This is a genomic window from Paraburkholderia fungorum (assembly GCF_046026025.1).
GTDB classification, from domain to species: Bacteria; Pseudomonadota; Gammaproteobacteria; order Burkholderiales; family Burkholderiaceae; genus Paraburkholderia; species Paraburkholderia fungorum_E.
Genome location: NZ_JAQQFL010000007.1, coordinates 1 through 18,410, shown reverse-complemented (window position 1 = coordinate 18,410; position 18,410 = coordinate 1). Strand labels below are relative to the sequence as shown.

Genomic DNA, 18,410 nt, shown 5'->3' with positions numbered 1-18,410 from the left:
TGATCACTCTTCTCAGTGTGGCGCACGGTGCTCAGATGAGAAAACCGCGTCGCCTGAATCATTCAGCGTCCGCTGCGCGCACTGCGCGTACGAACGCCGCCATCCGGGCGTGATCTTTCACGCCCCTGGCGCCCGGCACTTCGATGCCGCTCGAGACATCGACCGCGTACGGGCGCACGCGATGGATCGCGTCACTGACGTTTTGCGCGTTCAACCCACCACTCAAAACGGCCCGACGCGCGAGCTCTGCTGGAATAAGTGACCAATCGAAAACCTTCCCGCCGCCGCCATAGCCTTCGACATGGGTGTCGAACAGGAGCCCACTGGCGGCTGAATAGTTAAGCGCCGATTTTACCAAATCTGCCGGTTGAGTATCCGCCGCAACGCGCAGAGCGCGCAACCAAGGCAAACCCGCAACGCCGGCGAGGGATTCGCATTGCTCCGCGGTTTCGTCGCCGTGGAACTGCAACAGCGTGAGCCCGACATTGCTGACGACTTCACGAATCCAGTCCTGGCTTGGGTTTACAAACAAGCCGACTACCGACACGAACGGCGGCACGTCATGCACCAGCTCGACGGCCTGCGCAACGCTCACCGAACGCGCGCTCGGCGGATAGAACACGAGGCCGATCGCGTCGGCGCCAAGGTCGATCGCCTGCGTCACGTCTTCCGGTTTCGACAGGCCGCATAGTTTGATACGCGTGCGGCGCGGCGCGGCGTGTTGCGATGCGCTCGCGTGGGCTTCGGCTGCCAGGTTTTCGGTTGATTTCATGTTTGCGCCTGCTCGGTCCATACGGTACTCCAGGGCACGCTGCCAATCTGCGGCGCGGGTACGGCGAATTGCTCAGGATAGCCCACCCGCGCCAGGTACAGGCCGTCAGGCATGAAGGTCGGCGCCGCACAATCGCGATCGCGACTGGCGAGCACCTCGGGCATCCATTCGGCCGGATGGCGTCCGCGGCCGATGTCGACTAGGCATCCCATCAGGTTGCGCACCATGTGATGCAGGAACGCGTTCGCCCGAAAGCGGAAGTGAATGAAGTCGCCCTGTTCGCGCATGTCGATCTGATACAGATGCTTGATCGGCGTTTTCGCCTGACATTGCGACGAACGGAATGCCGAAAAATCATGCTCGCCGATCAGGTGCGCGGCGGCGACTCGCATGGCCTCGACGTCGAGCGGCGTGTGTACCCAGCCGGCCCGCGCAGCCTGCATCGGTGAGCGGAACGGATGGACGTACAGGACGTAGTAATACGTCCGCTCGAACGCCGAAAAGCGCGCGTGAAACGCATCCGGCATCGGCTTGGCCCATTGCACGGCGATCGTTTTCGGCAGAAAAGCGTTGGTGCCGCGGATCCACGAAAAATCCGTGCGATCGAGTTCAGTGTCGAAGTGCACGACCTGGCCGAGACCGTGCACGCCCGTATCCGTGCGGCCCGCCACCACGGTTTGCACAGGCGTTTGCGCGAACTCGCGCAACGCCCGCTCGAGCTCGTCCTGCACGGTCTTGCGGTGCAACTGCGACTGCCAGCCGCAGAATGCCGAGCCGTCGTACTGGACGCCTAGCGCAATACGCTTCACGACAACGGCGCGAGCGTCGAGAGCAGCGCGCGGGCCTCGGTGCGCGTGGCCGGATCGTTCGCTTCGATCACTTCGTTGATGAGCACGCGCGCGCCGGACAGATCGCCGAGGTCGATATATTCGGCGGCCAGATCCAGCTTGTTACGGGCGATGCGGCTGAGATCGGCCGACGTGAAAACGGGCAACGGCTGAGCCGGACTCGGCGGCAACTCGAGGTCGAAATCGAGCTTCAGCGCGCCGAAGCCGACCGCGCCCAGTCCAGCGACGGCTGCATGGCCGGCGGTACCGGCGGAGATTTCATCGGCGACGTGCGGGGCGTCATCCAGATCGTATTGCGCCGGGGTTTCCGGGGCTGCAACCGGTTGCGTCGCCAGCGATCCAGGCGTGCTCACGGCCGCGTCGGTCGATTCGATTCGCGGCGGCAACGGCATGTCCAGACTGCTGAATGCATCGACGGCGTCGCGCGGGAACTCGGTCGGAATCGGCAGCGTGGGCGGAATTTGCGCGACGGGCGCCGGCTCGGCATTCGGCTCGGCATCGGGCGTCGCGGATTCAGCCTGTTGATGTGATTGGGGCTGCGGCTCGTAGGATGGCTGCGCAGCGGGCGAAGTCGTACGCGGCTCGGCTTGCTGTTGCGCGAAATCGATGACCAGCGGCGGGGTCTCAACAGGGTTCTGTGGCTGAGCGGCCAGCTCGTGCGTCGGCTCTGCCAACGGCGCGGCCGATGCCGGTTCGTCATCCCATTGCAGACGATGCGGCGGCATCTCTTCCGGGAAGCTCTCGCCAACCGGTTCAAGCGGCGTGCGCGGCAATGCTTCTGCACCAAGTTCCGCCGCAGCGGCAAGACTCGCAGCCGTGGTCGCGCCATCGAGGCTCTCGTGATGAGCGGCGGAAAGCGGTTCTGAAGTCAGACCGCTTTGGGCAGCCGGCGTCAGCTCCTGGCCCGGTTGCTCTGGGTCGCTGGAGGCGGGCGCCGGGTGGCCTTCCTGCAATGCGTGCTTGGACGCATCAGCGCCCTGCGCGGGCAATTCTGCGTGTGGCTGGTCGGCAGCGGCCTCATGTTCTGCCGCGGCTTGTTCTGCCGCCGTGCGCTCCGCATGCTCGCGCTCCGCAGCCGCACGAATTTCCGCTTCGCGCTCCGCCGCCACGCGTTCCGCCGTTTCCCGTGCTGCCGCATCACGCTCCGCGGCCTCCCGGTCTGCTGACGTCAGCGTCACTGCGTATCCTGCTGCCGCCTCGGTGCCCACGTCCGACGCTTCGGGCACCGGTGTCGGCTCGTGCGTCGAAGCTGCATCCTGCTGCTCCGCCGCTCGCGCGGCAGCCGCTGCGGCATCCGCAGCCAGCGAGCCCTCAGCCGCAATAACAGCGACGCGCTTACGCCGACGCATACGGAAAGCCGCCAGCAGCACGACCAATGCCGCGCCGATTGCCGCCGCCACGCTCAAATTCGTCTGCGAGATGCCAGTGTCGTTCGAGATGGAAGTCGTGGCGCCACCATTGCCGGAAACAGCAGCCGCAGACGAAACGCCCGTGGCCGGCTGCGCCGCATTCGTCGAAGGCTTGACCGGCGCGGCAGGCGACCCGCCGATGCCATGTTTTTGCAACTCCATCAGCACACGGTTTTTCAGCGCAAGCAATTGCTGCAGGCTGGACACCTGCGCGCGCGGTTGCGATGCCGGCTGAGCGGCATCCGTGGCTGAAGCGGCCGCTGCGGCTGCCGCTGAAGCACCTTCGACAGACTCACTGGCCGAAGGCTGGATTGCACCCGACCAGACATGTGCAGCGCTGCCCGGCACCGCACCTGCAGCCTGCGAGCCCGCCACAGGCGCAGCCGGGATCGCGCCCGCCGCTGTCGAGCTACCGGGCGTCGCCTGGCCTGTTCCAATCGTTGAACTGACTGCCGCTGAAACCGCGGGCGTGGCCGGTTCCGCAGCACGAGCCGCCGCGCCTGCTGCGCTCGCCGCGGCGGCATTGACCTGCGCCACGCCGCTCGCAGCGGCGAGCGCCGCACCGACCGCCGGCGCGTTCGGCGCGGAAGCAGGCGCGGCCGTAGCAGCCGATGGTGCGGCAGACGCAGACCCCGCAAGCGGAACTGAAGCTGAAGCCGCCGGCGCGCCAGACGCATCCAGTGCGGGAATCGTCAGCAGCGCGCCTACGCGCATCCGACTCGGGTCATGACTCATGAAGGCATTCGGGTTTGCATCGAACAGCGCGCGTGAGGCGCGTGCGAGCGTCCCCTTGTCGCGCGATTGCGTGACGGCAATCGCCACGTCGTTCAGCGATTGCCCGGGCCGCACCGTATATTGACTCCCGGCGGCGTAAGACACGGAGGCGCCCTCCGGCGCGCTCGCCGCGTCGCCGGGCGCGGCCACTGCGCTATTCACGCCGGCACCGGCCAGCGCAAGCGCCAAAGCGGCTGCGGCCGTCAGTCGGCCCGTACCTTGATGCATAAACATAGCCCGAAGGGAGGAGAGTCGAAGGTTCATCGGGACCCCTGGCGCGTCAGCGCGCAGCCCTTTTTTGCGGTTGGAAAGAGACAAGATAATCGGAGCACACAATGAAAAAAGCGCCGCGCAAGCGCGACGCTTCTTGAGTTTTCTACGCGTCGTGAGCGCGTAGTTTACTTTACTTGTCGAGCACAATGCGAAGCATGCGACGCAGCGGTTCCGCCGCGCCCCACAGCAGTTGATCGCCGACCGTGAAGGCCGACAGATATTCGCCGCCCATCGCCAGTTTGCGCACCCGGCCAACCGGCACGGTCAACGTGCCCGTCACCACTGCCGGGGACAGATCGCGCATCGACGCTTCGCGTTCGTTCGGTACGACCTTAACCCAGTCGTTGCCCGACGCGAGGATGCTATTCACTTCGTCCAGCGGCACATCCTTGTTCAGCTTGATGGTCAGCGCCTGCGAGTGGCAACGCATTGCGCCGATCCGCACGCAGAGGCCATCAACCGGGATCGAGCCCGGCGTGCCCATGGCCGGCTTGCCGAGGATTTTGTTAGTTTCCGCGCCGCCCTTCCACTCTTCCTTCGACATGCCGTTGCCGAGATCCTTGTCGATCCACGGAATCAGCGAGCCGGCGAGCGGTACGCCGAAGTTGTCGGTCGGCATGCGGTCGCTGTTCATGGCGGACAGCACGCGGCGGTCGATGTCGAGAATTGCCGACGACGGATCAGCCAGGTCTTCCTTGGCCGCGCCATACAGCGTGCCCATTTGTTGCAGCAGTTCGCGCATGTTTTGCGCGCCCGCGCCCGAAGCGGCCTGATACGTCATGGCCGTCATCCAGTCGACGAGGTTTTCGCGGAACAGGCCGCCCAGCGCCATCAGCATCAGGCTGACCGTGCAGTTGCCGCCGATGAAATTCTTCTGGCCCTTGACCAGCGCGTTCTTGATCACGTCGAGGTTGACCGGATCGAGAATGATGACTGCGTCATCTTTCATGCGCAGCGACGAAGCCGCGTCGATCCAGTAGCCGTTCCAGCCCGCTGCGCGCAGCTTCGGGAACACTTCATTCGTGTAATCGCCGCCCTGGCAGGAGATGATCGCTTCGCACTTCTTCAGGTCTTCGATGCTTGTAGCATCTTTGAGCTTGGTCTCGTTTTTGGCGAACGACGGCGCGTTGCCGCCCGCGTTGCTGGTGCTGAAAAACACCGGTTCGATCAAGTCGAAATCGCCTTCCTGCTGCATACGTTGCATCAGGACGCTGCCGACCATACCGCGCCAACCTACGAGACCTACGTTCATGACTTCATACCCTTCGAATGGAAACTTCCCCGCATCTTTGCCCGCAGTGACCGCGCGGGGAAGATGAGCGGGCACGACGGACGATCAGCGTTTCGTGATCGTTTTCGGGGTAATCGCTTTAATGATCGCTTTGATGGTAATGGCGAGCTCAACCACACGGGCCGTTTTGCCGTGCAGTTTCGAAATCGAGGAGATTTGAGCTGTGTGCGCCATCGCTACAATATACACGAAAACCGGAATCTGGCGACGTGATCACACGCCGCTATCGCCCGTATTACGCGCGAATCGGCCTGTTTCGAGGCCAATTCGCGTTTTAAAGGCCGCTTTGACAACTGTTTAGCGACCGAACCCATCTGCTTCAAAGCGCCTTACAGCGCAGCAATCACCGCATCGCCCATTGCCACGGTGCCGACCTGCTTGCAGCCCGGCGTCAGGATGTCGCCAGTGCGGAGGCCCTGTTCGAGCACCTTCTTGACCGCGTTTTCGATGCGATCCGCCTGTTCCGCCTTGTTCAGCGAATAGCGCAGCATCATCGCGGCGGACAGGATCGTTGCCAGCGGATTGGCCACGCCCTTGCCGGCGATATCCGGCGCCGAACCGTGCGACGGCTCGTACAAGCCCTTGTTGTTCTTGTCGAGCGAGGCCGAAGGCAACATGCCGATCGAACCCGTCAGCATGGCGGCTTCGTCCGACAGAATGTCGCCGAACATGTTGCCGGTCACAACCACGTCGAACGCCTTCGGCGCCTTCACCAACTGCATCGCCGCGTTGTCCACGTACATGTGCGACAACTCGACGTCCGCATATTCCTTCGACACGTCGATCATCACGTCGCGCCAGAACTGCGACGTTTCGAGCACATTCGCCTTGTCCACGCTCGTCAGTCTCTTCTGGCGCTTTTGCGCGGCCTGGAACGCGACGTGCGCGATGCGGCGCACTTCGGGTTCCGAATAACGCATCGTGTCGAAACCTTCTTTCGCACCTTCGAACAGCCCATCCGGCGAAGAACGCACACCGCGCGGCGCGCCGAAGTAGATGTCGCCATTCAGTTCGCGCACGATCAGGATGTCGAGACCTGAAACGATCTCTTCCTTCAACGACGAAGCGCCGGTGAGTTGCGGATAACAGATTGCCGGACGGAAGTTCGCGAACAAGTGCAGGTGCTTGCGCAGACCGAGAATCGCCTGCTCCGGGCGCAGCGCGCGTTCGAGCGAGTCGTACTTCCAGTCGCCAACGGCGCCGAACAGGATCGCATCGGCTTCTTTCGCCAGCGCCAGCGTCGAATCGGGCAGCGGATGGCCCTTCGCTTCGTAGCCCGCGCCGCCAACCGGCGCTTCTTCGAGTTCGAACTTTTCGCCGAGTACGTTCAGGACCTTCACGGCTTCCTTGACGATTTCGGGACCGATGCCGTCGCCCGGCAAGACTGCGATCTTCATGCGAATTTCCTTAATGATTTTTTCTGTTTAACCGACGATGCGGTGATTCAGCCAAGGCTGCTTCGCGATCCGCTCGGCTTCGAACTGGCGAATCTTGTCCGCGTGACGCAGCGTAAGGCCGATATCGTCGAAGCCGTTCAGCAGACAGTACTTGCGGAAGCCCGCGACTTCGAACGGATACGCGGCGCCGCCATCCGACGTGCGTACGACTTGCGCTTCCAGGTCGACGGTCAGCTCGAAGCCGTTGAATGCGTAGGTTTCATTGAACAGGTGATCGACCTGCTGTTCGGTCAGCACGATCGGCAGCACGCCGTTCTTGAAGCAATTGTTGTAGAAAATATCGGCGAAGCTCGGCGCGATGATTGCGCGGAAACCGTACTGCTGCAGCGCCCACGGTGCGTGCTCACGCGAGCTGCCGCAACCGAAGTTCTTGCGCGCCAGCAGCACCGATGCGCCCTGGTAGCGCGGCTGGTTCAGCACGAAATCCGGATTCAGCGGACGTTTCGAGTTGTCCTGACCCGGCTCGCCGTGGTCCAGATAACGCCATTCGTCGAACGCGTTCGGACCGAAACCCGTGCGCTTGATCGACTTCAGGAATTGCTTCGGAATGATCGCGTCCGTATCGACGTTCTCGCGATCGAGCGGCGCCACGACGCCGGTGTGTACGATGAATTTATCCATGACGCTTGGCACCTGTTTCAAGACCGGGCGATGCGCGTGGCGGCCGGAAAACCGCCCGGCGCATTGTCGGCAAAAATCAAAAACCGCTTATTTGTCAGCGTGATTGCTGATCGAATTGCCGAGGTGCGACATGTCCTCGCCGAATCCGTGCACCGTGTTGCACCCCGCCAGACCGAGCAATAGCCCGGCCAGCGCACCGAGTGCGAGACGGCGCAATAGAGTGGTGCGATTCATGTTCTTCATCATGCGTGTTTATCCAAGCTTGCGAATATCGACGAAATGCCCTTCGATAGCCGCAGCGGCAGCCATCGCGGGGCTCACGAGGTGGGTACGGCCACCGGCGCCCTGACGACCTTCGAAATTACGATTCGACGTGGATGCGCAACGCTCGCCCGGATCCAACCGGTCGGCGTTCATCGCAAGACACATCGAGCAACCGGGCTCACGCCATTCGAAACCGGCATCAGTAAAGACCTTGTCGAGGCCTTCGCGTTCCGCTTGCGCCTTCACCAGACCCGAACCCGGCACCACCATGGCCAGACGGATGTTCGGCGCGACGCGGCGGCCGAGCTTTTTCACGACGTATGCCGCGGCGCGAATGTCTTCAATGCGCGCGTTGGTGCACGACCCGATGAAGATTTTATCCGGCTTGATGGATTCGATCGGCGCGTTCGGTTCGAGCGCCATGTATTTCAACGCGCGCTCCATTGCGTCACGCTTGACCGGATCCTTTTCGCGTTCCGGATCCGGCACGCGGCCGTCCACGGCCGTAACCATTTCCGGCGACGTGCCCCACGTGACTTGCGGCACGATTTCCGCCGCGTTGAGCTCGACCACACGATCGAATTGAGCACCTTCGTCCGTCTTGAACTGCTTCCAGTACTCGACCGCGTGATCCCACTCGACGCCTGCCGGCGAGAACGGACGGCCCTTCAGATATTCAATGGTGGTGTCGTCCACGGCGACCATGCCGGCGCGCGCGCCCGCTTCGATCGCCATGTTGCAGACCGTCATACGGCCTTCCATGGACAACGCGCGAATCGTCGAACCGCCGAATTCGATTGCGTAGCCGGTACCGCCTGCGGTGCCGATCTTGCCGATGATCGCGAGCACGATGTCTTTGGCGGTACAACCGCGCGGCAACGGGCCTTCGACCTTTACCAGCATGTTCTTGCTCTTCTTCTGCAAGAGCGTTTGGGTGGCCAGCACGTGCTCGACTTCCGACGTGCCGATGCCATGCGCCAGCGCGCCGAACGCGCCGTGCGTGGACGTGTGCGAGTCGCCGCAGACGATCGTCATGCCCGGCAGCGTTGCACCCTGCTCGGGCCCGATGATGTGCACGATGCCCTGGCGCAGATCGTTCATCTTGAACTGCGTGATGCCGTAGGCGTCGCAGTTCGTGTCGAGCGTATCGACTTGCAGCTTGGAGACCGGATCGGCAATGCCGTGGCTGCGATCCGTGGTGGGGACATTGTGGTCCGACACCGCCAGATTCGCGCTGATACGCCACACCGGACGCTCAGCCAGTTTCAGGCCTTCGAACGCCTGAGGGCTGGTGACTTCGTGCAGCAGGTGACGGTCGATATAGAGAATCGTCGTGCCGTCTTCTTCCGTGTGGATCACGTGCGTGTTCCACAATTTGTCGTAGAGAGTCTGTGCCATGGTATGCGGAGTAGTAATGACTGCGGGCTGACTGTGTCGGTCGATTATGCCACGCAGAACCACGCTTTGGGACCATGATTCGAGGAAAAAACCGATAAAAAACAGGGAGTTGGGTAGTAGTGCCGGTACCTGTATGGGTGTTACCCGGCAGGGAATGGCTTAACGCGCGCGATGCAACGCCACGGGTGCTCAAGGGGTTAGCGCGGCGTGTCGCTTTACCCGCTAACACGCTCTTCCGCACACGCTCAGTTCAGTGCTCGAGATCGAACCCCATTTGCCACACTCAGATTACGCACACCCAAAACAAAACGCCTCAACGGTCAACCCGTTGAGGCGTTTTTTATCCGTCCTGCTTCGCGTTCCGCGGCCCTGGGGTCCGCGAAAAGCGCCGAACGACTACCGCTTAGCGTTGCGCAATCGGCTTCGCTTCACGCTGCGTGTCGCCGATGAACAGCTGACGCGGACGGCCAATCTTCTGTTCCGGATCGGCAATCATTTCGTTCCACTGTGCAATCCAGCCGACCGTACGTGCCATTGCGAAAATACACGTGAACATCGACGTCGGGATACCCAGCGCGCGCTGCACGATGCCCGAGTAGAAGTCGACGTTCGGGTACAGCTTGCGCGACACGAAGTATTCGTCTTCCAGCGCGATCTTTTCCAGTGCCATGGCCAGCTTGAACAGCGGGTCGTCGTGCAGGCCCAGCTCTTCCAGCACTTCGTGGCAGGTTTCGCGCATCAGCTTCGCACGCGGATCGTAGTTCTTGTAGACACGGTGACCGAAGCCCATCAGCTTCACGCCCGAGTTCTTGTCCTTCACCTGCTTGATGAACTCAGGAATGTTGTCGACCGAGCCGATTTCTTCCAGCATGTTCAGTGCGGCTTCGTTCGCACCACCGTGCGCCGGGCCCCACAAACAGGCGATACCGGCTGCGATACACGCGAACGGGTTCGCGCCCGACGAGCCCGCCAGACGAACCGTCGAGGTCGACGCATTCTGTTCGTGGTCGGCGTGCAGAATCAGGATACGATCCAGCGCGCGCACCAGCACGTCGTTGACCTTGTACTCTTCGCACGGGTTCGAGAACATCATGTGCATGAAGTTCGCGCTGTACGACAGGTCGTTCTTCGGGTACGCAAACGGCTGGCCGATGCTGTACTTGTACGCCATGGCGACCAGCGTGGGCAGCTTCGCGATCATGCGAATCGCCGACACTTCACGGTGACGCGGATTGTTGATGTCGAGCGAGTCGTGATAGAACGCCGACAGTGCGCCGACGGCCGCGACCAGAATCGCCATCGGATGTGCGTCGCGACGGAAACCGCGGAAGAAGAAGTGCATCTGCTCGTGCACCATCGTGTGCTTCGTGACGGTGTTGACGAACTCGGCCTTCTGCTGCTCGTTCGGCAGTTCGCCCTTCAGCAGCAGGTAGCACGTTTCGAGGAAGTCAGCGTTTTGCGCGAGGTTGTCGATCGGGTAGCCGCGGTACAGCAGCTCGCCCTTGTCGCCGTCGATGTAGGTGATCGCCGAATTGCACGCCGCCGTCGACATGAAGCCCGGGTCGTACGTGAACTTGCCAGTCTGGCCGTACAGTTTGCGGATGTCGATCACGTCCGGGCCGAGAGTGCCCTTGTAAATCGGCATTTCAACGCTCGGCGAATTGTCGCTGAACGATAGCGTGGCTTTAACATCTGACGGGGTCATAGCACATCCTCAATCGAAGTATGGAAACAGGGTTTCGATAATTTGCACGCCTGGGAACAACGGACAAGCGGCGCTCAAGACGTTAGCGGTGCTCAAGCATTCCGCAACAGCTCCAGCACCCGAATCACATCCGGGTCGGCAAGCTCGCCTTCCGGTTCCTTGCGGGCCAGCAGCAAGTCCATCAGGTCGTTATCGCTCAGCTCAAGCAGGTGCGTGAGCGCACCCACGTCGGCATCGCTGAGGTCATGCTCATATCGGCTGAAAAAACGTTCAAAAATCAGATCGTTTTCCAGCAGGCCCCGCCGCGCACGCCAGCGAAGGCGCGCACGGCGGAGAGGGTCGGACTGATGCGATGTTTCGGTGTTCATGTCGGTACGCGCCGTGCCGCTCCCAAGCGTACTGACCGCCCCTTCGGGGGCAGCGAACGATAGGGAGCGTCGGAGCTCTTCATATCAAACGGCGCGGCGAACCATCAATTCCTTGATCTTGCCAATCGCCTTGGTCGGATTCAGGCCCTTCGGGCAAACGTCGACGCAATTCATGATGGTATGGCAACGGAACAGACGGTACGGATCTTCCAGGTTGTCGAGGCGCTCACCCGTCGCTTCGTCGCGGCTGTCCGCGATGAAACGATAGGCTTGCAACAGGCCAGCCGGGCCGACGAACTTGTCCGGATTCCACCAGAAGCTCGGGCACGAAGTCGAGCAGCTAGCGCACAGAATACATTCGTACAGGCCGTCGAGCTCGTCGCGTTCTTCCGGCGACTGCAGACGTTCTTTTTCCGGCGGCGGCGTGTCGTTGATCAGGTACGGCTTGATCGAGTGATACTGGTTGAAGAACTGCGTGAAGTCGCAGATCAGGTCGCGCACGACCGGCAGGCCCGGCAGCGGACGCAGCACGATCTTTTGCGGCAGGTCGTTCATGTTCTGCAAGCAGGCCAGACCGTTCTTGCCGTTGATGTTCATTGCGTCCGAACCGCACACGCCTTCGCGGCACGAACGGCGGAACGACAAGGTTTCGTCCATCGCCTTCAGCTTGAGCAACGCGTCGAGCAGCATGCGTTCGTGCGAGTCGATTTCGATCTCGTACGTTTGCATGCGCGGTGCCGCGTCCTTATCCGGATCGTAGCGGTAAATTTCAAATGTACGCTTAGCCATTTCTGAATTCCTTTGACTTGTGCCTTAGAAGGTCCGCGCTTTCGGCGGCACCGATTCGACGGTCAGCGGTTGCATTTGAACCGGCTTGTAGTCGAGGCGATCGCCTTCGCTGAACCACAGCGTATGGCGCAGCCAGTTTTCGTCGTCGCGATGTTCGAAGTCGTCTTGCGCGTGCGCGCCGCGGCTTTCCTTGCGCGCTTCGGCGGAAACCATCGTGGCGCGTGCCACTTCGATCAGGTTCTCCACTTCCAGCGCTTCAATACGCGCCGTGTTGAACACCTTCGACTTGTCTTTCAGGTAGATGTTGTCGACCCGGTCAGCCACTTCACGAATCCGCTCGACGCCTTCGGCCAGCAGCTTCGACGTACGGAACACGCCGGCGTGTGCCTGCATCGTGGAACGGATGTCGGCTGCAACGGCTTGCGAGTATTCGCCCGACGTGGACTTGTCCAGCTTGTTCAGACGCGCCAGCGAGAAATCAGCGGCGTCGGCCGGCAGCGGCTTGTGTTCCTTGATGTCCCTCACGTGCTTGACGATGTGGTTGCCGGCCGCGCGGCCGAACACCACCAGGTCGAGCAGCGAGTTCGTGCCGAGACGGTTTGCGCCGTGCACCGACACGCACGAGCATTCGCCCACTGCGTAGAAGCCGTTGACGACTTCCTTGTGATCCCGCGAGGTACCAACGACCTGGCCGTTGATGTTCGTCGGGATACCGCCCATCTGATAGTGGATGGTCGGCACAACCGGAATCGGCTCTTTAATACAATCGACGTTCGCGAACTTCATGGCGATTTCGCGGATCGACGGCAGACGCTTCATGATCGTCTCGGCGCCGATGTGCGACAGGTCGAGCAGCACGTGATCCTTGTTCGGACCCACGCCGCGGCCTTCCTTGATTTCCTGGTCCATCGAACGCGAAACGAAGTCGCGCGGCGCCAGATCCTTCAGCGTCGGCGCGTAGCGTTCCATGAAACGCTCGCCGTTCGAGTTGCGCAGAATGCCGCCTTCACCGCGCACGCCTTCGGTAATCAGCACGCCCGCGCCGGCCACGCCGGTGGGGTGGAATTGCCAGAATTCCATGTCTTGCAGTGCGATGTTCGAACGCGCCGCCATGCCTAGGCCGTCACCGGTGTTGATGAACGCATTCGTGGACGCCGCGAAGATCCGACCCGCGCCGCCCGTGGCGAACAGCGTGGTCTTGCCTTCGAGGATATAAACGTCGCCGGTTTCCATTTCCAGCGCGGTCACGCCAAGCACGTCGCCGTCGGCGTCGCGGATCAGATCCAGCGCCATCCATTCGACGAAGAACTGCGTCTTGGCTGCGACGTTTTGCTGGTACAGCGTGTGCAGCAGCGCGTGACCGGTACGGTCAGCCGCCGCGCAAGCGCGTTGCACCGGCTTTTCGCCGTAGTTCGCGGTGTGGCCGCCGAACGGGCGTTGGTAGATCGTGCCGTCGGCGTTGCGGTCGAACGGCATGCCGAAGTGTTCGAGCTCGTACACGGCGTTCGGTGCTTCACGGCACATGAACTCGATCGCGTCCTGGTCGCCAAGCCAGTCGGAACCCTTGATCGTGTCGTAGAAGTGATAGTGCCAATTGTCTTCGCTCATGTTGCCGAGCGATGCGCCAATGCCGCCTTGAGCAGCGACCGTGTGCGAACGCGTCGGGAACACCTTGGACAGAACGCAGACCGACAGACCGGCGCGCGCGAGTTGCAGCGAAGCGCGCATCCCCGAGCCGCCTGCGCCGACGATAACCACGTCAAACTTGCGACGCGGCAGAGAATTCTTGATTGCAGCCATTCTTTTACACTCTCCAGAGAATCTGCGCAGCGTAGCCCGCACATGCGAGCAGCCAGACGATCGTCAGCGCCTGAAGCAACAGACGCATGCCAACGGGCTTCACATAGTCCATCCAGATGTCGCGGATACCAACCCACGCGTGATAGAACAGCGACAGCAGCGTGACAAACGTGGCGAGCTTCATCCATTGCGTTGCAAAGATCGAGGCCCAGCCGTCATACGAGAAATCGCGCGCGCCGAAGAACCACGCAAGCAGGATCACCGTGTAGACGGCCATGATGCAGGCGGTAATGCGCTGGGCGAGCCAGTCGCGCAGACCGTAATGTGCGCCGACGACGAGACGCTTCGGACCGATTCGGTTATTAGCTGCCATTTTTTTAGAATGCTCCGAAGAGTTTGAGCGCAAAAGCAATCGTCAGAAGCGACGAAACGACCAGCACCACGATGGAGGTTTGCTTGCCCTTCTCTTTAGTCGTGAGGCCGTGGCTCGTGTCCATGAACAGGTGACGCACGCCTGCGCAGAAGTGAAACAGGAAGGCCCACGCGAGAACGAGCGTGATGAGTTTGACGACGATGTTGGAGAGGAAGCCCTTGAAGACTTCGAAGCTTAGTTCGGAAGTCAGGCTCTGATCGAAGAGGTACAGCAGGAACGGAAGAAAAACAAAAAGCAGCCCACCGCTTAGGCGGTGCAAGATCGACACGCGCCCCGCTAGCGGGAGACGGTATGCCGTCAAAATCTGCCCGATACCGATGTTCCGGAATTCCGGCCTCGGTTTTTTTACGGCTTCAGCCATGCTAGACCCCTACTATGTAGTCACACTAATCCGCAATTTTAGCGCCTTTTTATATCGCGCTGCAGCGAAAACCACCACAGGTCCGTTACAGCGCGCGCGATAAAGGCGCCTTCAAACAGGCGCGCGCGTGGGACGCGGCGCCTTCTTTATCCTGATTCAGCTCAGATCGTTCTGATAGTAATACCCGGTTGTGACATACCAACCACGGCGCACCTCAACCGGCCGGTCTCCATATGTATAGGACACCCGGTCGACCGAAAGCAGCGGGAAACCCGCCGGCACATGCAGCAGGTCAGCCACTGCCGGTTCGGCCGCGACCGCGCGGATCTTCTCCGTGGCGCGGATCATGCGCGTACCGAATTCCGTCTCGAACATCGCGTAGAGGGGACCTTTATACTCCGACAGCCGCTCGAGCGTGAGCCCGCGAAACACCGCGCCGGGCAACCAGATTTCGTCGAGTACGGTGACTTCACCGTCGAACTGCAGCAAGCGCTTGATCAACACCACCGGATCGGCGGGTTTGAGATCGAGTTGCCGGGCGATGTCCGCCGAAGCACGCAAGCGCCGGCATTCAAGCAGGCGGCTGACGTGCGGGTGTTCAGCGCCGTCATCGGCCAGTAACCGGAGGAAACGAAACTGGGCGCGGTCTTCGTTGTGCGTTGCAACAAAAGTACCCTTGCCCTGGCGGCGCACCAGCAGGTTGTCAGCAGCAAGCTCGTCGATCGCTTTGCGCACCGTTCCCTGACTGACCTTGAATCTGGCCGCCAATTCGACTTCACTAGGAATGATCTCGCCAGGTTTCCATTCGCCGCTTTCCAGGCTCTGCGTAATCAAGCCCTTGATCTGCTGATACAAGGGGCTGAAAGTGGGCGATGTGGCGGCCGAGGCAGCGGATACACCCTCGCCCGCGGCCCCATGGCCGCTCGGATTCGTGGTGTTCGCCGGGTTCGAATTCATCCGCGCATTTCATCATAAAGGGCCGGGCCGCGTCTAGGGTTTTCCCCGCAACAGATATGTCTTATATAAGACATAAGATAATGTTGACTTTGTGTCTGACGACTCCTACACTCCTTGTCGAGCAAGGGTTTGCGGGGTTTTCGGCGGCTGTTTTGCACTATGCAATGCAGCGCCGCAGCGCACCGGCAGCCACTCTGCACCATGCCGTTCCCACGCAGTCCAGGTTTCGATTCGCCGCCATTCGTTGGTCAGACGCTTGCCGAAACGCGCTGTTTGCAGGAGCCCGCACCGTGCAGCGGCTACCCGGCGCCAACCTGCCCCGCTTCCCGCTAGAAGTACAGGTTTCCGGCATGGCGGTCTTGCCGCAGCGCGCCGCACGGCCTCGGAAAATGACGAGGCTGTACGCGAACAGTGAATTCCGCCGTGTTTCACAACGCTTCGCTGAACGCGCATATAGAATGGCGTTTTCCCTAGCGTCTAACGCATCGTCCTGGAGATTTCTCAATGGCTAAGCCCGCAAAGCGCGTTGCCGTCACCGGCGCCGCAGGTCAAATCGCTTACTCCCTGCTGTTCCGCATCGCCAACGGCGATCTGCTCGGCAAGGATCAGCCGGTTGTCCTGCAACTGCTCGATCTGCCGCAAGCGCAAGGCGCCGTCAAAGGCGTCGTGATGGAACTGGATGATTGCGCATTCCCGCTGCTGTCGGGTGTCGTGATCACCGACGACCCGAAGGTTGCATTCAAGGATGCAGACGTTGCCCTGCTGGTTGGCGCACGTCCGCGTTCGAAAGGCATGGAGCGTAAAGACCTGCTGTCGGCAAACGCCGAAATCTTCACGGTTCAGGGCAAGGCGCTGAACGAAGTCGCCAGCCGCGACGTGAAGGTGCTGGTGGTCGGCAACCCGGCCAACACCAATGCTTACATCGCGATGAAGTCGGCGCCGGATCTGCCGAAGAAGAACTTCACCGCCATGCTGCGCCTGGACCACAACCGCGCGCTGTCGCAACTGGCCGCAAAGTCGGGCAAGCCGGTCGCTTCGATCGAAAAACTGGCTGTGTGGGGCAACCACTCGCCGACCATGTACCCGGACTTCCGCGTCGCAACGGCTGAAGGTCAAGACCTGACCAAGCTGATCAACGACGAAGAATGGAACCGCAACACGTTCATCCCGACCGTCGGCAAGCGCGGCGCCGCGATCATCGAAGCGCGCGGCCTGTCGTCGGCAGCGTCGGCGGCCAATGCTGCAATCGACCACGTGCGTGACTGGGTGCTCGGCACGAACGGCAAGTGGGTCACGATGGGTATTCCGTCGGACGGCTCGTATGGCATTCCGGAAGACATCATCTACGGTGTGCCGGTTACGTGCGAAAACGGCGAGTACAAGCGTGTTGAAGGCCTGGCAATCGACGCGTTCTCGCGTGAGAAGATGGACGGCACGCTGAACGAGCTGCTCGAAGAGCGCGAAGGCGTTCAACACCTGCTCGGCTAAGCGCCTGATACAGACCAACCGGAACTCGTGAGAAAACGCCGGGCCGCCCCAAGTTTTCTCCCCCTTGGGGGCCTGGCGCGAAGCGACAGGTCTGGGGCACCCTCAGGCACTATCGCGGCGGGTTCCGGTTTTTTACGTGCGAATGCAGGTACGTCCCACGAAATTGCGGTTCGCTTCGCAATTTGTCGTGCCAGTATTCGCCTCTGATTCGAACGCGCTTTGCGTCATGGCTGGCTGATCGCCGAGCAGAACGCGTCCGAATCCGGTATACCCACCCCGACCACCCAGAATCCTGACGCCGAAGATGCGCGCCCTCACACCCGCCGAAGTGCTGTTTGACGGCGAAGTGCCGCCCGCTGTGCTGCCTGCCTGCGATCACTACGCCGGCAGCGAGAAGCTGATGCTGAAGTCGCTGGCATTGCAGCAGCAACTCGGCCCGGTGTTCGACATCACGCTCGATTGTGAAGACGGCGCGCAGGTCGGCCGCGAAGCCGAACACGCGGAGCTGGTCGCGTCGCTGCTGGGCAGCGAGCACGACTGCTTTGGCCGCGTCGGCGTGCGGATTCACGACTTCGATCACGCTCACTGGCGTGACGACGTCCGCCTCATTTTGCGCGCAGCAAAGCGTGCACCCGCTTACATCACTCTGCCGAAGATCCGCAACGTCCCTGACGCCGCGGAAATGGTCGCGTTCATCGAGGCTACGCGGCGCGAACTCTGCATTGCGCAGCCTGTTCCGGTGCAATTGCTGGTCGAAACGCATGGCGCATTGACACGCGTGTTCGATCTGGCCGCGCTCCCCGGCGTCGAGGCGCTGAGCTTCGGGCTGATGGACTTCGTCTCCGCGCACGACGGCGCGATTCCCGATACCGCCATGCGCTCGCCCGGTCAGTTCGATCACCCGCTGGTGCGACGCGCGAAGCTCGAGATTTCGGCCGCCTGTCACGCGTACGGCAAGGTGCCGTCGCATAACGTCAGCACGGAAGTGCGCGACATGAGCGTGGTCGCGAGCGATGCGGCCCGCGCCCGCAACGAGTTCGGCTACACGCGCATGTGGAGCATCCATCCGGCGCAGATCGAGGCGATCGTGGCGGCGTTTGCACCGCGCGACGAAGAAATCGTCACCGCTACCGAAATTCTGCTGGCTGCGCAGTCCGCGCAATGGGGGCCGACGCGCCATCACGACACGCTGCACGACCGGGCCAGCTATCGCTATTACTGGTCGGTGCTGCGTCGCGCGAAATCCACTGGCCGCGTCGTCCCGCAAGACGCCGCGCCGCTCTTCACGGAAGTGGGCGCTAACGGGCAAGCCGCATCATGAGCAGGCATAAAGGAGATTGCGGAAGATGAGCGAGACGACGCAAACCGCCGGTGCACAAGGCGAGAACGAACCTAAAAGTGG

At 61.5% G+C, this 18,410-nt stretch carries 17 protein-coding genes; 2 read left to right on the top strand and 15 right to left on the bottom strand.

Going from position 1 to position 18,410, the window contains the following annotated elements:
- Positions 1 to 58: 58 nt before the first annotated feature.
- The 15 genes from PQR67_RS10125 to PQR67_RS10055 form a co-directional block, all read right to left on the bottom strand.
- Positions 59 to 772: a phosphoribosylanthranilate isomerase gene (locus tag PQR67_RS10125; protein ID WP_408457778.1), complete on the bottom strand. Its 714-nt coding sequence runs from the start codon at positions 770 to 772 to the stop codon at positions 59 to 61.
- Positions 769 to 1,581 (bottom strand): tRNA pseudouridine(38-40) synthase TruA, encoded by an 813-nt coding sequence (gene truA, locus PQR67_RS10120; RefSeq protein ID WP_408457775.1) that lies wholly within the window; start codon positions 1,579 to 1,581, stop codon positions 769 to 771. Before truA ends, PQR67_RS10125 begins: the two co-directional genes overlap by 4 nt.
- On the bottom strand, positions 1,578 to 4,037 hold the full coding sequence (locus tag PQR67_RS10115; protein WP_459251980.1) for a FimV/HubP family polar landmark protein: 2,460 nt from the start codon (positions 4,035 to 4,037) through the stop codon (positions 1,578 to 1,580). Before PQR67_RS10115 ends, truA begins: the two co-directional genes overlap by 4 nt.
- Positions 4,038 to 4,206: 169 nt before the next feature.
- Positions 4,207 to 5,328: an aspartate-semialdehyde dehydrogenase gene (gene asd, locus PQR67_RS10110; RefSeq protein ID WP_027805102.1), complete on the bottom strand. Its 1,122-nt coding sequence runs from the start codon at positions 5,326 to 5,328 to the stop codon at positions 4,207 to 4,209.
- 368 nt (positions 5,329 to 5,696) lie between these two features.
- Positions 5,697 to 6,764 (bottom strand): 3-isopropylmalate dehydrogenase, encoded by a 1,068-nt coding sequence (leuB, locus tag PQR67_RS10105; RefSeq protein ID WP_408457769.1) that lies wholly within the window; start codon positions 6,762 to 6,764, stop codon positions 5,697 to 5,699.
- Positions 6,765 to 6,791: 27 nt separating this feature from the next.
- A complete protein-coding gene (gene leuD, locus PQR67_RS10100; protein ID WP_408457767.1) occupies positions 6,792 to 7,445 on the bottom strand; it encodes a 3-isopropylmalate dehydratase small subunit in 654 nt (217 codons plus the stop codon).
- Positions 7,446 to 7,532: 87 nt separating this feature from the next.
- Positions 7,533 to 7,691, bottom strand: coding sequence for an entericidin A/B family lipoprotein (locus tag PQR67_RS10095; protein ID WP_408457764.1), 159 nt, complete (start codon positions 7,689 to 7,691; stop codon positions 7,533 to 7,535).
- A gap of 6 nt (positions 7,692 to 7,697) precedes the next feature.
- The gene (gene leuC / locus PQR67_RS10090; RefSeq protein WP_408457762.1) at positions 7,698 to 9,107 is read right to left on the bottom strand and encodes a 3-isopropylmalate dehydratase large subunit; all 1,410 of its coding nucleotides are present in this window, start codon (positions 9,105 to 9,107) and stop codon (positions 7,698 to 7,700) included.
- Between the two features lie 403 nt (positions 9,108 to 9,510).
- Entirely contained in the window at positions 9,511 to 10,812 is a 1,302-nt protein-coding gene (gene gltA / locus PQR67_RS10085) for a citrate synthase (RefSeq protein ID WP_120348776.1), read from the bottom strand.
- Positions 10,813 to 10,904: 92 nt separating this feature from the next.
- Positions 10,905 to 11,180: an FAD assembly factor SdhE gene (locus PQR67_RS10080; protein ID WP_120348775.1), complete on the bottom strand. Its 276-nt coding sequence runs from the start codon at positions 11,178 to 11,180 to the stop codon at positions 10,905 to 10,907.
- An 84-nt stretch (positions 11,181 to 11,264) separates the two neighbouring features.
- A complete protein-coding gene (locus tag PQR67_RS10075) occupies positions 11,265 to 11,969 on the bottom strand; it encodes a succinate dehydrogenase iron-sulfur subunit (RefSeq protein ID WP_054034792.1) in 705 nt (234 codons plus the stop codon).
- A 24-nt stretch (positions 11,970 to 11,993) separates the two neighbouring features.
- Positions 11,994 to 13,769 (bottom strand): succinate dehydrogenase flavoprotein subunit, encoded by a 1,776-nt coding sequence (sdhA, locus tag PQR67_RS10070; protein ID WP_408457757.1) that lies wholly within the window; start codon positions 13,767 to 13,769, stop codon positions 11,994 to 11,996.
- Between the two features lie 4 nt (positions 13,770 to 13,773).
- Positions 13,774 to 14,142 (bottom strand): succinate dehydrogenase, hydrophobic membrane anchor protein, encoded by a 369-nt coding sequence (sdhD, locus tag PQR67_RS10065; RefSeq protein WP_408457755.1) that lies wholly within the window; start codon positions 14,140 to 14,142, stop codon positions 13,774 to 13,776.
- Positions 14,143 to 14,146: 4 nt separating this feature from the next.
- On the bottom strand, positions 14,147 to 14,563 hold the full coding sequence (gene sdhC / locus PQR67_RS10060) for a succinate dehydrogenase, cytochrome b556 subunit (protein ID WP_074289034.1): 417 nt from the start codon (positions 14,561 to 14,563) through the stop codon (positions 14,147 to 14,149).
- 156 nt (positions 14,564 to 14,719) lie between these two features.
- The gene (locus PQR67_RS10055) at positions 14,720 to 15,520 is read right to left on the bottom strand and encodes a GntR family transcriptional regulator (protein WP_408457752.1); all 801 of its coding nucleotides are present in this window, start codon (positions 15,518 to 15,520) and stop codon (positions 14,720 to 14,722) included.
- A 504-nt stretch (positions 15,521 to 16,024) separates the two neighbouring features.
- On the opposite strand from PQR67_RS10055, the gene PQR67_RS10050 reads away from it, so the two are divergent.
- Positions 16,025 to 17,008 (top strand): malate dehydrogenase, encoded by a 984-nt coding sequence (locus PQR67_RS10050; RefSeq protein WP_154557955.1) that lies wholly within the window; start codon positions 16,025 to 16,027, stop codon positions 17,006 to 17,008.
- Between the two features lie 304 nt (positions 17,009 to 17,312).
- Positions 17,313 to 18,329, top strand: coding sequence for an HpcH/HpaI aldolase/citrate lyase family protein (locus tag PQR67_RS10045; RefSeq protein ID WP_408457750.1), 1,017 nt, complete (start codon positions 17,313 to 17,315; stop codon positions 18,327 to 18,329).
- The last annotated feature ends 81 nt before the right edge of the window (positions 18,330 to 18,410 follow it).

Bases quoted from the DNA above. Each gene is read 5' to 3' on its own strand.
- PQR67_RS10045 (WP_408457750.1), top strand. From the start codon at position 17,313: ATGCGCGCCCTCACACCCGCCGAAGTGCTGTTTGACGGCGAAGTGCCG.
- PQR67_RS10080 (WP_120348775.1), bottom strand. From the start codon at position 11,180: ATGAACACCGAAACATCGCATCAGTCCGACCCTCTCCGCCGTGCGCGC.
- leuC (WP_408457762.1), bottom strand. From the start codon at position 9,107: ATGGCACAGACTCTCTACGACAAATTGTGGAACACGCACGTGATCCAC.
- PQR67_RS10125 (WP_408457778.1), bottom strand. From the start codon at position 772: ATGAAATCAACCGAAAACCTGGCAGCCGAAGCCCACGCGAGCGCATCG.
- PQR67_RS10050 (WP_154557955.1), top strand. From the start codon at position 16,025: ATGGCTAAGCCCGCAAAGCGCGTTGCCGTCACCGGCGCCGCAGGTCAA.
- sdhC (WP_074289034.1), bottom strand. From the start codon at position 14,563: ATGGCTGAAGCCGTAAAAAAACCGAGGCCGGAATTCCGGAACATCGGT.
- asd (WP_027805102.1), bottom strand. From the start codon at position 5,328: ATGAACGTAGGTCTCGTAGGTTGGCGCGGTATGGTCGGCAGCGTCCTG.
- sdhA (WP_408457757.1), bottom strand. From the start codon at position 13,769: ATGGCTGCAATCAAGAATTCTCTGCCGCGTCGCAAGTTTGACGTGGTT.
- leuB (WP_408457769.1), bottom strand. From the start codon at position 6,764: ATGAAGATCGCAGTCTTGCCGGGCGACGGCATCGGTCCCGAAATCGTC.
- gltA (WP_120348776.1), bottom strand. From the start codon at position 10,812: ATGACCCCGTCAGATGTTAAAGCCACGCTATCGTTCAGCGACAATTCG.
- leuD (WP_408457767.1), bottom strand. From the start codon at position 7,445: ATGGATAAATTCATCGTACACACCGGCGTCGTGGCGCCGCTCGATCGC.
- PQR67_RS10095 (WP_408457764.1), bottom strand. From the start codon at position 7,691: ATGATGAAGAACATGAATCGCACCACTCTATTGCGCCGTCTCGCACTC.
- PQR67_RS10075 (WP_054034792.1), bottom strand. From the start codon at position 11,969: ATGGCTAAGCGTACATTTGAAATTTACCGCTACGATCCGGATAAGGAC.
- sdhD (WP_408457755.1), bottom strand. From the start codon at position 14,142: ATGGCAGCTAATAACCGAATCGGTCCGAAGCGTCTCGTCGTCGGCGCA.
- PQR67_RS10115 (WP_459251980.1), bottom strand. From the start codon at position 4,037: ATGTTTATGCATCAAGGTACGGGCCGACTGACGGCCGCAGCCGCTTTG.
- PQR67_RS10055 (WP_408457752.1), bottom strand. From the start codon at position 15,520: ATGAATTCGAACCCGGCGAACACCACGAATCCGAGCGGCCATGGGGCC.